Annotated in this window: 14 protein-coding genes and 3 pseudogenes; 6 read left to right on the top strand and 11 right to left on the bottom strand. The window is 60.6% G+C overall.

The window, feature by feature from the left end; all coding sequences use genetic code 11:
- Positions 1 to 36: 36 nt before the first annotated feature.
- Together infC and thrS are read right to left on the bottom strand one after the other, a co-directional pair.
- On the bottom strand, positions 37 to 588 hold the full coding sequence (gene infC, locus OO306_RS03275) for a translation initiation factor IF-3 (RefSeq protein WP_016487884.1): 552 nt from the start codon (positions 586 to 588) through the stop codon (positions 37 to 39).
- Positions 588 to 2,510, bottom strand: a complete 1,923-nt coding sequence (gene thrS, locus OO306_RS03270) for a threonine--tRNA ligase (protein WP_265967676.1) — start codon at positions 2,508 to 2,510, stop codon at positions 588 to 590. The genes infC and thrS overlap by 1 nt, the downstream gene beginning before the upstream one ends.
- 385 nt (positions 2,511 to 2,895) lie before the next feature.
- Here thrS and OO306_RS03265 point away from each other — a divergent pair.
- The 5 genes and pseudogenes from OO306_RS03265 to OO306_RS03245 all read left to right on the top strand — a co-directional run bounded on the left by OO306_RS03265 (position 2,896) and on the right by OO306_RS03245 (position 5,738).
- Positions 2,896 to 3,865, top strand: a pseudogene (locus OO306_RS03265) (IS5 family transposase).
- A 164-nt stretch (positions 3,866 to 4,029) separates the two neighbouring features.
- Positions 4,030 to 4,332 (top strand): annotated as a pseudogene (locus OO306_RS03260) (hypothetical protein).
- 178 nt (positions 4,333 to 4,510) lie between these two features.
- A pseudogene (locus OO306_RS03255) lies at positions 4,511 to 4,645 on the top strand (cold-shock protein); the annotation flags it as partial.
- Between the two features lie 415 nt (positions 4,646 to 5,060).
- Positions 5,061 to 5,363: a hypothetical protein gene (locus OO306_RS03250; RefSeq protein WP_027596146.1), complete on the top strand. Its 303-nt coding sequence runs from the start codon at positions 5,061 to 5,063 to the stop codon at positions 5,361 to 5,363.
- Between the two features lie 162 nt (positions 5,364 to 5,525).
- Positions 5,526 to 5,738, top strand: coding sequence for a cold-shock protein (locus OO306_RS03245; RefSeq protein WP_027596145.1), 213 nt, complete (start codon positions 5,526 to 5,528; stop codon positions 5,736 to 5,738).
- 61 nt (positions 5,739 to 5,799) lie between these two features.
- Here the strand turns inward: OO306_RS03245 and OO306_RS03240 are convergent, their stop codons facing one another.
- Positions 5,800 to 6,117 carry an I78 family peptidase inhibitor gene (locus tag OO306_RS03240; RefSeq protein WP_265967675.1) on the bottom strand — a complete coding sequence of 106 codons (318 nt, stop codon included), beginning with the start codon at positions 6,115 to 6,117 and terminating at the stop codon, positions 5,800 to 5,802.
- A gap of 288 nt (positions 6,118 to 6,405) precedes the next feature.
- On the opposite strand from OO306_RS03240, the gene OO306_RS03235 reads away from it, so the two are divergent.
- Positions 6,406 to 6,618 (top strand): hypothetical protein, encoded by a 213-nt coding sequence (locus OO306_RS03235; protein ID WP_027596143.1) that lies wholly within the window; start codon positions 6,406 to 6,408, stop codon positions 6,616 to 6,618.
- Here the strand turns inward: OO306_RS03235 and OO306_RS03230 are convergent.
- The 8 genes from OO306_RS03230 to OO306_RS03195 all read right to left on the bottom strand — a co-directional run.
- Positions 6,590 to 7,597, bottom strand: a complete 1,008-nt coding sequence (locus OO306_RS03230) for a nucleoside hydrolase (RefSeq protein ID WP_265967674.1) — start codon at positions 7,595 to 7,597, stop codon at positions 6,590 to 6,592. The two genes, OO306_RS03235 and OO306_RS03230, sit on opposite strands and share 29 nt — an antisense overlap.
- 200 nt (positions 7,598 to 7,797) lie before the next feature.
- Positions 7,798 to 8,196: a D-ribose pyranase gene (rbsD, locus tag OO306_RS03225; RefSeq protein ID WP_027596141.1), complete on the bottom strand. Its 399-nt coding sequence runs from the start codon at positions 8,194 to 8,196 to the stop codon at positions 7,798 to 7,800.
- Positions 8,193 to 9,101: a ribokinase gene (gene rbsK / locus OO306_RS03220; protein ID WP_265967673.1), complete on the bottom strand. Its 909-nt coding sequence runs from the start codon at positions 9,099 to 9,101 to the stop codon at positions 8,193 to 8,195. Before rbsK ends, rbsD begins: the two co-directional genes overlap by 4 nt.
- A 9-nt stretch (positions 9,102 to 9,110) precedes the next feature.
- Positions 9,111 to 10,133, bottom strand: coding sequence for a LacI family DNA-binding transcriptional regulator (locus tag OO306_RS03215; protein WP_265967672.1), 1,023 nt, complete (start codon positions 10,131 to 10,133; stop codon positions 9,111 to 9,113).
- 4 nt (positions 10,134 to 10,137) lie between these two features.
- A complete protein-coding gene (locus OO306_RS03210) occupies positions 10,138 to 11,133 on the bottom strand; it encodes an ABC transporter permease (protein ID WP_027596138.1) in 996 nt (331 codons plus the stop codon).
- Positions 11,130 to 12,683 carry a sugar ABC transporter ATP-binding protein gene (locus tag OO306_RS03205; RefSeq protein ID WP_265967671.1) on the bottom strand — a complete coding sequence of 518 codons (1,554 nt, stop codon included), beginning with the start codon at positions 12,681 to 12,683 and terminating at the stop codon, positions 11,130 to 11,132. The genes OO306_RS03210 and OO306_RS03205 overlap by 4 nt, the downstream gene beginning before the upstream one ends.
- A 21-nt stretch (positions 12,684 to 12,704) precedes the next feature.
- Positions 12,705 to 13,661, bottom strand: a complete 957-nt coding sequence (locus tag OO306_RS03200) for a sugar ABC transporter substrate-binding protein (RefSeq protein WP_265967670.1) — start codon at positions 13,659 to 13,661, stop codon at positions 12,705 to 12,707.
- Between the two features lie 110 nt (positions 13,662 to 13,771).
- A partial coding sequence (locus OO306_RS03195; RefSeq protein WP_265967669.1) for a hypothetical protein occupies positions 13,772 to 13,953 on the bottom strand: 182 nt, incomplete at its 5' end.

Here is a 13,953-nt window from a genome sequence, read left to right as displayed (position 1 = left end):
TTACACATAATCATCAGGCCTGCCGTGCCCGGGAGATTACTTCTTTTTCTTGGGGGCGATGACCATCATAAGCTGGCGTCCTTCCATCTTAGGATGCTGCTCAACGGTGCCGTATTCAAGCAGGTCATTTTCAACCCGCTTCAACAGCTCCATGCCCAGCTCCTGGTGGGCCATCTCACGACCACGGAATCTCAGAGAGATCTTGGCCTTGTCCCCATCGGTAAGGAAACGTACCAGGTTGCGTAGTTTTACCTGGTAATCCCCATCCTCCGTCCCTGGACGAAACTTGATTTCTTTGATCTGGATCTGCTTCTGGTTTTTCTTGGCTTCGTTAGCCTGCTTCTTCTTTTCGAAGAGGTGCTTGCCGTAGTCCATGACCTTGCAGACCGGCGGTACCGCGTCTGCAGAGATTTCCACCAGATCCAGCTTCGCTTCATCAGCGATACGCAGCGCTTCATCAATCGAGACGATGCCAACCTGCTCGCCGTCTGCGCCAATTAACCGAACCTCGCGGGCCGAGATATTCTCGTTGATCGGGGCCTTCGGTACAGCACGTTTATCGTTTCTCATTTCACGCTTAATAGTCATTACTCCGATTCTTGGCGACCACGCCGGGAAACCGCTTGTGTCAGGAGCTCAGCGAATTGCGCGACGGGCATGGAGCCCAGGTCTGCGCCTTCGCGAGTACGCACAGCGACGGTTTGCGTTTCGACTTCGCGGTCCCCTATAACCAAAAGGTACGGGACCTTGAGCAAAGTATGCTCGCGGATTTTAAAGCCGATCTTCTCATTTCTCAAGTCCGACTTGGCACGGAAACCGCTACCGTTCAGAGATTTCTCAACTTCAAGGGCGAAATCGGCCTGTTTGTCGGTGATATTCATGACCACTGCCTGGGTCGGCGCCAGCCATGCCGGGAACACACCCGCGTAATGCTCGATGAGCATGCCGATGAAGCGTTCGAACGAACCGAGGATGGCGCGGTGCAGCATTACCGGGCGCTTGCGGCTGTTGTCTTCGGCGATGTAGCTGGCGTCCAGACGCTCTGGCAGGTTCGGATCGTACTGCAGGGTACCACACTGCCAGTTACGGCCGAGGCAGTCGCGCAGGGTAAATTCGATCTTCGGACCGTAGAACGCGCCCTCGCCCGGCTGGTATTCCCACTCCAGGCCAGATTCGTTCAGGGCATCGGCCAGGGCGCCCTCGGCGCGGTCCCACAGCTCTTCAGAGCCCACGCGCTTGGCTGGGCGGGTCGAGAGCTTCATGGCGATGTCGCTGAAACCGAAGTCCTTGTAGACGTCCAGGGTCAGCTTGATGAAGTCGGCGGCTTCTTTCTTCACCTGATCTTCGGTGCAGAAGATGTGCGCGTCGTCCTGGGTGAAGCCACGTACACGCATGATGCCGTGCAGGGCGCCGGACGGCTCGTTACGGTGGCAAGCACCGAACTCGGCCAGGCGCATCGGCAGGTCGCGGTACGACTTCAGGCCCTGGTTGAACACCTGCACGTGGCACGGGCAGTTCATCGGTTTGACCGCGTAGTCACGGTTTTCCGACGACGTGGTGAACATGTTCTCGGCGTAGTTGGACCAGTGGCCGGAACGCTCCCACAGAATACGGTCAACAACCTGCGGGGTCTTGATCTCGAGGTAGTTGTTGTCGCGCTGAACCTTGCGCATGTACTGCTCGAGCACCTGATAGACGGTCCAGCCGTCCGGGTGCCAGAACACCATGCCTGGGGCTTCTTCCTGCAGGTGGAAGAGGTCGAGTTGCTTGCCGATCTTGCGGTGGTCGCGTTTTTCGGCTTCTTCGATGCGCTGGATATAGGCGGCCAGCTGCTTCTTGTCGGCCCAGGCGGTGCCGTAGACGCGTTGCAGCTGCTCGTTCTTGGCATCGCCGCGCCAGTAGGCGCCGGACAACTTGGTCAGCTTGAATGCCTTGAGGAAGCGCGTGTTCGGCACGTGCGGGCCGCGGCACATGTCGACGTATTCTTCGTGGTAGTACAGGCCCATGGCCTGTTCATCCGGCATGTCTTCGACCAGGCGCAGCTTGTAGTCTTCACCACGGGCCTTGAACACGTCGATGACTTCGGCGCGCGGGGTCATCTTCTTGACGACGTCGTAATCCTTCTCGATCAGCTGCAGCATGCGCTTTTCGATGGCGGCCATGTCTTCTGGGGTGAAGGGGCGCTCATAGGCGATGTCGTAATAGAAGCCTTCGTCGATCACCGGGCCGATCACCATCTTGGCGGTCGGGTACAGCTGTTTCACCGCGTGGCCAATCAAGTGGGCGCACGAGTGACGGATGATCTCCAGTCCCTCTTCATCTTTAGGGGTGATGATCTGCAGGGTGGCGTCGTAGGTGATCAGGTCGCAGGCGTCGACCAGCTTGCCGTCGACCTTGCCGGCCAGGGTGGCCTTGGCCAGGCCAGCACCAATGGAGGCGGCGACGTCGGCTACGGATACGGCGTGATCAAACGAACGTTGACTGCCATCGGGAAGAGTAATAGTGGGCATGGCGCCTCCTCTCCTAGTGGTGACCCCTACCAAAGGTCACGTGGGTTGGGATGAGCCAGTACAAGATCCGCGCTGTCTTTCTCAAGAGAAAGCCTGCCTCACAGTGGCAGAAGCCTTTCGGCTTACCAGGGGCGAACCAGAGTGACTGGAAGGTAAAAAACAGGTGAGCTGCACGTTGTCAGCTACAAGCCGAGCATGCTAGCACGCGGGGTTGGGCACGATGCAGAAATATTTGGAAATTACACAACCGCGGTAAACTTACGCGGAAAAATTCCTATCAGACTTTGGGAAGCATCCTACTCTTGATGAGACCTAAGGAAACTATGAAAAAGACTCCCATCCCTGTTGAAATACCCGCCTGACACGAACACGACGATTGAGCCCCATGAAACAGATGTCCTTCCGATGCCGAGTACGCTGGCAAACGTAAGCAGACCCGCCGCGAGCGCTTCCTGATCGAGATGGATCAAGTCGTGCCCGAAGGTTTGATTGCCTTGATCGAACCGCATTATCCGAAGGGTGAAGGTGGCCGTCCGGCGTATCCGTTGATGGCGATGCTGCGGCTTCATCTGATGCAGAACTGGTTCGGCTACAGCGATCCGGTGATGGAAGAAGCACTGTACGAGACGACGATCCTGCGCCAGTTTTCCGGGCTGCATCTGGATCGGATTCCCGATGAAACCACGACCCTCAACTTCCGTCGCCTGCTGGAATAACATGAGTTGGCGGGCGGGATTTTGCAGGTCATCAACGGTTATCTGAGTGACCGTGGCCTAATGCTGCGCCTGGCACCGTGGTCGATGCGACGATCATTCATGCCCCGAGCTCGACCAAGAACAAGGACGGCAAGCGCGATCCTGAAATGCACCAAACCAAGAAAGGGAATCAGTACTTTTTTGGAATGAAATCGCACATTGGCGTCGATGCCGAGTCCGGGTTGGTGCGTAGCCTGGTGGGCACGGCGGCGAATGTGGCGGACTTGGCACGTCGATCAGTTGCTGCACGGCGAGGAAACCTACGTCTCTGGCGATGCCGGTTACACCGGCGTGGACAAGCGTCCTGAGCATCAGAACCGCAAAATGATCTGGTCGATTGCGGCACGGCCCAGCACGTATAAGAAGCATGGCAAGAAGAGCTTGATCGCTCAGGCGCGTCGCAAAATCGAATACGCCAAGGCCCAGATACGGGCCAAGGTCGAACATCCGTTTCGAGTGATCAAGCGCCAGTTTGGCTATACGAAAGTGCGCTATCGCGGCCACCTGAAAAACACCGCGCAACAGACCGCACTGTTTGCCCTGTCGAACCTGTGGATGATGCGAAAACGGCTGCTGGTTGCGGGAGCGGTGCGCCTGTGATGCGCGAAATACGCGGAAAGGCGCTGTTCAAGGAAAAACCATGAGTTAAGAAGTGCCAGAGCCTGATTTTTGGCAGGCCACCGTTTTTTTGAACGCCAAGTGATTGGAGTATCAAAAAATCGGTGGGTATTTCAAACCTTCCCTAACCCAAGGACTGTCCGGTTATGAGATTTCCGTCTCTTCTGGCCCTGAGCGTTGCTGGCGCCCTGCTGCTGCCGGTTGCAGCCAACGCGGGTTCGCTCCCGGCTGGCGCGAAGTAAAACTACATGCCCCAGTGCACCAAGGTCGCCTCCGGCCAGGGCCTGGACGCCAAGGCGGCGCAGCAGCACTGCACCTGTGGCGCAACAGCTATCGAAAAGAACTTGAGCGAAGACGAGATCAAGGACCTGAACAGCAGTGATGGCGTGGACGCCAAACTGATGCAGAAAGCTCAAACGGTTGTTAAGCAAGCATGCACGAAGGGCTGAAACCATAAAGCGGAGGTTCACCACCCATTGTTTGCGCTGGAACAACATCTGGCGAACGTAAAAGGCGGTAGATGCGCAGAATTAGACCATGATGTTGCCGGTGCTTCGGTGCTTCGGTGCTTCGGAGCCTCGGCAACATCGCACCACTGAAAAAATCAAATGTCTGGAGATTCACCCCATGTCCAATCGCCAAAACGGCACCGTCAAATGGTTCAATGATGCAAAAGGCTTCGGCTTCATCAGCCCACTAAGCGGCGTCGACGACCCCTTCGTACACTTCAGTGCCATCGAATCTCACGGCTTCAAGAGCCTGAATAGAGGCGGCGACGTCGGCTACGGATACGGCGTGATCAAACGAAGGTTGACTGCCATCGGGAAGAGTAATGGCGGGCATGGCGCATCCTCTCCTACTGGTGACCCCTACCAAAGGTCACGTGGGTTGGGATGAGCCAGTACAAGATCCGCGCTGTCTTTCTCGAAAGAAAGCCTGCCTCACAGTGGCAGAAGCCTTTCGGCTTACCAGGGGCGAACCAGAGTGACTGGAAGGTAAAAAACAGGTGAGCTGCACGTTGTCAGCTACAAGCCGAGCATGCTAGCACGCGGGGTTGGGCACGATGCAGAAATATTTGGAAATTACACAACCGGGGTGAACTTACGCGGAAAAATTCCTATCAGACTTTGGGAAGCATCCTACTCTTGATGAGACCTAAACCAAGGAGTGTCTGGTTATGAGATTTCCGTCTCTTCTGGCCCTGAGCGTTGCTGGCGCCCTGCTGCTGCCGGTTGCGGCCAACGCGGGTTCGTTCCCGGCTGGCGCGAAGCAAAACTACATGTCCCAGTGCATCGAGGCCGCCACCGCCCAGGGCCTGGACGCCAAGGCGGCGCAGCAGCACTGCAGCTGTGGCGCAACGGCTATTGAAAAGAACTTCAGCGATGAGCAGATCAAGGACCTAGACAGCAAGGATGGCGTTGACGCCAAGCTGATGCAGAAAGCTCAAACGGTTGTGCAGCAAGCATGCATGAAGGGCTGAAACCATAAAGCCGCGATTCGACACCCATTGTTTGCGCTGGATCAACATCTGGCGAACGTAAAAGGCGCTAGATGCGCAGAATTAGACTATGATGTTGCCGGTGCTTCGGAGCCTCGGCAACATCGCACCACTGAAAAAATCAAATGTCTGGAGATTCACCCCATGTCCAATCGCCAAAACGGCACCGTCAAATGGTTCAATGATGAAAAAGGCTACGGCTTCATCACCCCACAAAGCGGCGGCGACGACCTCTTCGTACACTTCAAGGCCATCGAATCTGACGGCTTCAAGAGCCTGAAAGAAGGCCAGGCTGTTTCCTTCGTGGCCGAAAAAGGCCAGAAAGGCATGCAGGCTGCACAGGTTCGTCCGGAGTAATTCGGACAGCTGTAAAAAAACCCGCCCAAGTGGCGGGTTTTTTTATGGGGTTCGCAACGGCTTAGCCGCAGTTGACGCGGGTTACCACACCTTGCTCATCCACATTCAGGTTAAGGCGCTCGGAGCGGTACTCCAGGGTCACCACATCGTGCGGCTTGAGCATACGAGCCATCTGCGAGCCACTGGCCTTGCGGGCCTGCTCCAGCAGGTCTGGGCTGCCCGGCTTGCCGATGGCAAAATCGGCACCGCTGGCTTCGCAGCGACCGTCGTTGCCTGCCGGTACGGCAGGCGCACTGCCAGCAGAATTGCCACCGGTACTGCAACCAGCCAGCACAGCAGCCACCGCCAGGGTCGCCAGGTAAGCACGGGTACGGAACATGAATCCTCCTAAAATCGATCTGGGCACTGTCTGATCCGACAGCTGCGCGCATTGTTTGTTGCAAAACCGCACAAGTCTGCCTGAACATGCCGGTGGAGGCGAAATGCAATCGTGACTGGATTTTGCACAATACGCTTGGTTTGCCGCGCAAAGCTTTTTATTCTTATGTCGCAGAGTCATTGACGCAAAGGCATGATTTACTGCAAGAAGTGGAGCGCGCCGTGCCTCCCTCGAACATCAGGATCCGGTGTTCGCCCCTTCGTCCCAGGCCCCCAGTGAGAGCCTTTCATGAGCAGCCACAGCATCGACGCCGATATCAAGGTCAAATGGGCGGAGGGCCAGAGCGCCTACAGCCCCAGCACGCCGGAGGAGTTGCTACTGATTGCCATCGACCTGCTGGTGCGCGACCGCGGCAGCGAAGCGGCGCGCAGCTTTATGGACCAAGCGTTCGAGCGCTTCGCCAGGCATTCCCCTATTGCAATCGAGCCAGGCGCGCGCTGAGCAGGTCGAAAAAGCCCTGAGCATCCCCCTCCTCTACCCACATGACGTTGGCGGGCTGTTTCAGCACGCCATACCAGTCGGCGATGGTCTGGCCAAAGGTCGGGCCCTCGCGGCTGTCGATGGCCATGTGAACGCGTCGGCCACTGAACAGCTCGGGTTTTAGCAGGTAGGCAATGACACTGGCGTCGTGCACCGGGCCGCCAGGCATGCCGTACAGGTCCATGTCGTGGGTGATGTAGGCATTGAGAATATCCACGACCCGCTTGCTGGCCTGGTTGTTGACCGCCGCGAGTTGCTTGAGGCGTGCTTCGCTGGTCAGCAGCTTGTGGGTGACGTCCAGCGGCAGGTAAGTCAGTTGTACGCCACTGGCCAGCACCACCTCGGCGGCATGCGGGTCGGCGTAGAGGTTGAATTCGGCTGCAGGGGTGATGTTGCCGCCGTTGAAATGGGCGCCGCCCATGACCACGACTTCTTTGATGCCTTGGGCGATCTCCGGGCGCTGGATGAGTGCCAGGGCCAGGTTGGTCTGTGGGCCGAGCATGGCCAGGGTGATGCTGTGGGGTTGTGCGCTGCCGAGGGTGTCGACCAGGTATTGCACGGCATTGCCTTGGGCCAGCGGCTTTTGCGGCGCGTGGACTTGCACACCGGTCAGGCCTTCTTCGCCATGCACTTCGGCGGCGTAGATGGGCGTGCGCACCAGCGGGCGGCCGGCCCCGGCGTACACGGGGATGTCTTCACGGCCAGCCCATTCGCGGGCCAGGCGGGCGTTGCGCGAGGTTTTATCGAGGCGCACGTTGCCGGCCACGGTGGTGATGGCGCGGATGTTCAGCTCATCGGGCGAGGCCATGGCCAGGAACAGCGCAACCACGTCGTCGGCACCGGGGTCGGTGTCGATGATCAGGTCGCGCGGGGCGGCCTGGAGGGTAGTGGTGGTGGCTGCGGCCATGAGGGTGAGTCCTTGTAGCAGGGGTTTGAGCATAGGGCACTCCTGTTGCCTTGGGTGAGGTGCAGGTTTTGCAGCGTTACTCGCAGGCCACACGATCTCCTGTAGGAGCGGCCTTGCGTCGCGAAAGGGCCGCATGGCGGTCCCCTGCGGTATATGCGGCGCTGCTAAAACCTGGGGCCGCTACGCGACCCTTTCGCGACGCAAGGCCGCTCCTACAAGGGATCGCGTCAGGGTTAGAAAGTCACCCCGGATATCAGGGCAATGTTGCTGTACGGCTGGCACTCCCCCGTGCGCACCACGGCACGCGCACTGCGCGACAGCACTTTGAATTCCTCATGGCTCATCCACTCCCGCTTGCCCAGCTTACCGCGCAAGCGTTCAATCTCGACCAGCCCGGGTGGCACTACTTTCTGCATCTCCTCGGCCAGCACATGCCGCTCTACCTGCATCTCGCTCAGCACCACCCGTAGCACGCTGGCGAAATCCGGTATGCCCGGCGTCAGCGCCAGGTCGATCAGCTCGACGCCAGGCGGCACCGGCAGCCCGGCATCGCCAATCACCAGAATGTCGCCATGCCCCAAGCCGGCAATGGTCCGTGACAGGGCGATATTGAGCAGCGCGGTCTTTTTCATGGCTGCAGCTCCGAGAGGTAGGGAATCGACGGTTGCGCCCCCACGCGGGTGACCGACAATGCCGCGGCGCGCTGGCCGAAGGCGATTGCTTCGCCCTCCTCCAGGCCCCGCACCAAAGCTGCGGCAAAACCACCCACGAAGGTGTCGCCAGCGGCCGTGGTGTCCACCGGCTGCACCACCGGCGCGGGGAAGTGCTGATGGCCCTGCGCGGTCACCAACAGGGCGCCTTGGGCGCCGAGGGTGATGATCACTTTGCCAGCGCCCAGTTGCAGCAATCGCTCACCGGCGCGCAGGGCGCTGCCCTGGTCGGTGACGGCGATACCGGTCAGTGCTTCGGCCTCGCTTTCGTTTGGGGTCAGGTAATCGATATGGCCAAACCAGGTTGAGGGCAGCGGGCCTGTAGCAGGCGCCGGATTGAGGATGACACGCTTGCCCAGTTCGTGCCCCCTGGCCAAGGCCCAGGCCACGGTTTCGGTCGGCACTTCCAACTGACAGATGATGACGTCGGCTGCCTGCAGCAACTTATCGAAGCCCTGCACCGACTGCGGCGTCAGCAGGCCATTACCACCCGGGATGATGACGATGCAGTTCTGGCTGGCGGCGTCGACGGTGATCAGCGCCACACCGCTGGAAACCCCTTCGCACACGCTCACCGCCTGGCAATCAACGCCTTCGCGCTCCAGCGCCTTGCGCAGTTGCTGGCCATAGGCGTCATCACCGACGTTGCCGACCATCGCCACACTGCCACCCAACCGTGCTACCGCCACCGCCTGGTTGGCGCCCTTGCCGCCGGGCGCCGTGAAAAACGCCTCGCCAGGCAAGGTTTCGCCGGCCCGTGGCAAACGCTGGGCGCGGGCGACCAAGTCCATGTTGAGGCTACCGACCACCACTACCTTGGCATGCATAAGCGCTCCTTAGCGGTAATCATTGAATAGGTCCGGGCGTGGCCCGGTGGACTCGCGCTGTACGATGCGCGGGGCGACGATGCGCTGCTCTGCCGAACCCTGCCGAGGCGTGGCGATGCGCGAGAGCAGCAACGCGGCGGCGTTTTCGCCCAGCTCGCGGATCGACTGGCCCACGGTGGTCAGCGGCGGGTAAACGTAACGGCTGAGCTCGATGTCATCGAAGCCAATCACCGACAGTTCACCCGGTACGTTGATGTTGCGCTCGGCGGCGGCGCGCAGCACGCCAAAGCCGATCATGTCGTTACCGGCGAAGATCGCCGTCGGCCGGTTGCCGTCCAGCAACTGTGCGGCCGCGCCGTGGCCGCCTGGGCTGGTGAAATCGCAATGCAGCACGCGGCTGGGCTCCGCCTCTACCCCTGCCTCTTGCAGGGCGCGACGGAAACCGGCCAGGCGCAGTTGGCTGACACCGGTTTCGGCCGGGCCGCCGATGTAGGCGATGTCGCGATGGCCAAGCTCCAGCAGGTGCCGAGTGGCCAGGTAAGCGCCGTGCTCGTGGTCGATGCGCACCAGGTCGGCGTCGACGCCGTCCAGCTCGCGGTCGACGATGACCATGGGCGTGCGCACGCAGGCCAGGCTTTGCAACAGGTCGCTGTCTTCACCTACAGACGCTACCACCAGGCCATCGATGCGTTTTTCCAGCAGTACACGCAGGTAGCTGCGCTGCTTTTGCGGGTTGTCGTCGGAGTTGCACAGGATCACGCAGTAGCCGTTGCGTTCGCAGGCGTCTTCGATCCCTCGCGCCAGTTCGGCGAAGTACGGGTTGACGCTGTTGGGCACCAGCAAGCCGATGGTGGCAGTGCTGCGCGCCTTGAGCGAGCGCGCCACCGCGCTGGGTACATAGTCGAGCTCGACGATGGCGGCCTCGACCTTGAGCCGCACCTGTTCACTGACAGGGCGGGTCTTGTTCAACACATGGGACACGGTGGTGTAAGAAATACCCGCCAGTGCCGCGACGTCTTTAATGGTTGCCATGTTTTCAGTTCCGCCGGCCTGCACGCCGGCTACGGTAAGTGTCGAGCACCACGGCGATGACGATCACCGCCCCGGTGATGATGCGTTTTGTGGGTTCCGATGCGCCGATCTGCGCCAGCCCTGCGGCCAGCACTGAAATGATCAGCACGCCAAAGAAGGTACTGATGACCGAACCGCGGCCACCCATCAAGCTGGTGCCACCAATCACCACGGCGGCAATCACCTGCAATTCAAGGCCGGACCCGGCGTTGGGGTCGGCGGCCTCAAGGCGCGAAATCTGGAACAGCGCCGCCAGGCCGGCGAGCAGCCCCATCAGGGCGAACACCAGCACTTTGTAGGGGCGCGGGTCGATGCCCGCCAGGCGCACGGCCTCTTCGTTGGTGCCGATGCCGATCAGGTAGCGGCCGAACACCGTGCGGGTCAGCACCAGTTGGGCCAACACGATCACTAGCAAGGCGATGAGGAATGCCGGCGAAATACCGAACGCGATCGGGTTGGAGAACCAGGCGTAGGCGTCGCCGATATAAGCGGTGCGCGAGTCGGTGAACTGGTAGGCCAGGCCGCGGGCCATCTCCAGCACGCCGAGCGAAACGATGAACGAGGGGATGCGCCAGGCCACGGTAACGCCGCCGGTGATGCTACCGGCCAGGGCTGCCACGGCCATGCCGAGCAGCGCCGAGGGCAGCACGCCCCAGCCCCAGCCGAGAATGGCCACGCTGACTGTCGAGGCCGCCAGCGCCAGCACCGAGCCGACCGACAAGTCGATGCCGCCGATGATCAGCACGAAGGTCATGCCGACCGCCAGCACCATCAAGTCGGGGATCTGGTTGGCCAGTGTGCTGAAGGTGGCATAGGACCAGAAGTGGCTACTGAGGAACGAGAACAGCACGATCATCGCCAGCAGCGCGCCGGCCAGGCCCAGGTAAGTGCCCAGGCCGAAGTACGTGCCACTGCGGCGCACGGGGGCGGCGTTTTGGCTGTCGAGGGGAGTGGTTTTCATGCATCCATCCTGGGTGCTGCGTCATGCAGCAGTGCGTCACGTGTCTGATAGCCGGCAAAGGCTGCGGCAAGCAGCTGGTCCTGGCTCCAATGGTCGCGCTCGAAGGTGTCGATCAGGCGGCCAGCCGAGAGCACGGCAATGCGGTCGCAGATCAGCATCAGTTCGCGCAGGTCGCTGGACACCACCACCAAGGCCTTACCTTGGCGCGCCAGTTCGGCCAGCAAACCGTAGATGTCGAACTTGGCGCCGACGTCGATGCCTCGGGTTGGCTCATCGAACAACAGCACCTGGCAATCACGCTCTAGCCAACGGCCGATCACCACCTTCTGCTGGTTGCCACCGGACAGTTCGCCAACAGCCTGTTGCGGGCCGGCGCTGCGGATGCGCATGGCCTGGATCTGGCGTTCGGCCAGGGCCATTTCAGCCTCGCTGTCGAGCACACCGGCGCGCGATACCGCGCCAAGGTTGCCCAAGGCGATATTGGCGCTGATCGACTGGGTCAACAGCAGGCCTTCGCCTTTGCGGTCTTCGGTAATCAGGGCGATACCGGCTTTGACGGCGGCTTTGGGTGAGTCGATGGTCACTGCCTGTGGCGGCTGGCCCAGGGCGATGCTGCCACTGTCGGCGCGGTCGGCACCGTAGATCAGGCGCAGCAGCTCGGTGCGGCCGGCGCCAATCAGGCCAGAGATACCGAAGATCTCCCCTGCCCTGACCTCGAACGACACCTCACGCACCTTGTCGCCCCGACTAAGCCGGTCGACCTTCAGCAACGGCGCGCCAATCTCGCGGCGGCCCAGGTCGATGTGTTCGCCCAGCTCACGGCCGACCATCAGGTTGACCAGCTCGGCGCTGCTGTAGCGCTGGATCGGCTCGTCGCACACCAGCTTGCCGTCACGCAGCACGACGATGCGCTGGGCCACGCGCTGCAGTTCTTCGAGGCGATGGGAGATATAAACGATGGCCACGCCGCGTTGGCGCAGGCGTTCGATCTGGGTGAACAGCAGCTCCACTTCACGCGCAGTGAGCATGGCGGTGGGTTCGTCGAAGATCAACACACGGCAATCGCCGATCAGGTTGCGGGCGATTTCGACCATCTGCTGATGGCCGATGCCCAGCTCGCCGACCGGGGTGTCCGGGTCGATGGCGTCCAGCCCGACCTGGGCCATGGCAGCGGTGGCCAGTTGGCGCAGGCGCTTGTGGCTGATCCAGCCGAAGCGGCTGGGCAGGTTGTCGAGGAACAGGTTTTCGGCCACGGTCAGGGTCGGCAGCAGGTTGAGTTCCTGCATGACCATGCGCACACCGAGGCGCTCGGCCTCGCTGCGGCTGCCGGGCGCGTAGGCCTGGCCGCGGTAGGTCATGTGCCCGGTGGTGGGCACCTCGAGGCCACTGATGAGCTTGGACAACGTGCTCTTGCCAGCACCGTTCTCGCCCGTCAGGGCCAATACTTCACCGGCGCGCAGGCTCAGGCCGACGTCACCGAGCACCGGCTGGGCGTAGGTCTTGCCCAGCCCGCTGGCGGCGAGCACCACTTCATTGGCCGTTGCAGGCATGGCCCTCTCTCCTGGCGGGTATCAGGGCTGGGTGATGAGCGTGACGGGGGTCTGGATGACATTGTCGGCATCCACGCCCGGCTTCTCACCGTTGATCATCTTCAGCGCCGCCTGGATACCGAACACCGCCTGCTGGCTGGCGGCCTGGTCGAGGGTGGCGAGTACGCGGCCGTCCTTGAGCATGGGTTTGATGGCATTGATGTTGTCGTAACCGACCACTTGCACCTGGCCGGTCTTGCCTGCGGCGCGCACGGCCGACACGGCGCCCAGGGCCATGCTGTCGTTACCGGCTAGCAGGGCCTTGAGCTCGGGGTATTCGTTGAGCATGGAGGCGGCGACGGCGTTGCCTTTGTCGATTTCCCAGTTGCCGGACTGCACCGAAACGATCTTCATCTGAGCGGCTTCCATCGCATCCTTGAAGCCAGCGGTGCGCTGTTGGGCGTTGGTGGTGGTCGGCACGCCTTCGATGATGCCGACCTGGTCACCGGCCTTGAGCTTCTGCTGGGCCAGGTAGTCGCCCACCAAGCGGGCGCCTTTGCGGTTGTCGGGGCCTACGAAGGGTACGCTGATGCCTTTGCTTTTGAGCAGTTCGGGGTCTAGGCGGTTGTCGATGTTGATCACCACCACGCCTTGGTCCACGGCTTTTTTAACGGCTGAAACCAGGGCTTTGGAGTCCGCTGGCGCAATCACTAGGGCTTTGGCCCCTGCGTTGACCATCTGCTCGACGATGCGGATCTGCTCGCCGGTGTCGGTTTCGTTCTTGATGCCGTTGGCGATCAGGTCGAAATCATTGGCGTGGCTTTTTTGATAATCCTTGGCGCCGTCTTCCATGGTGCGGAAGAATTCGTTGGCGAGGGACTTCATCACCAAGGCGACTTTGGGCTTTTCTTCGGCGTGTGCAGCACTGAGCGGCAAGGCCAGGGAAAGTGACGAGACGACAGCGAGGGCCAGCAGACGACCGGGGAACGGCAGTTTCATGGACGATGACTCCGAATCTTGTGTTTTTTATCGGATCGCAAACGTTTGCGTTGACTCACTATGGAAACAGGACCTGGTTTTGTCAAATCCGTTTGGCTGTTAAGGGCGAGTCACGCCTGGCGCAGATTATCCGGAATTTTTCCGAAAAACCGAACAGGTTTTCCTATGCTTGTTCGGAAATCCGAATAAAACACATGCCCTGTAGGAGCGGCCTTGCGTCGCGAAAGGGCTGCGCAGCAGCCCCAAGATTTCAGCAAACCCCATAGATTGCTGGGGCCGCTGCGCAGCCCTT

Origin of the sequence: Pseudomonas sp. DCB_AW (assembly GCF_026240895.1) — a bacterium.
In the GTDB taxonomy this organism is placed as follows: Bacteria; Pseudomonadota; Gammaproteobacteria; order Pseudomonadales; family Pseudomonadaceae; genus Aquipseudomonas; species Aquipseudomonas kermanshahensis.
The sequence above is the reverse complement of the archived record's forward strand: the minus strand, read 5'-3'. Positions and strand labels throughout refer to the sequence as shown.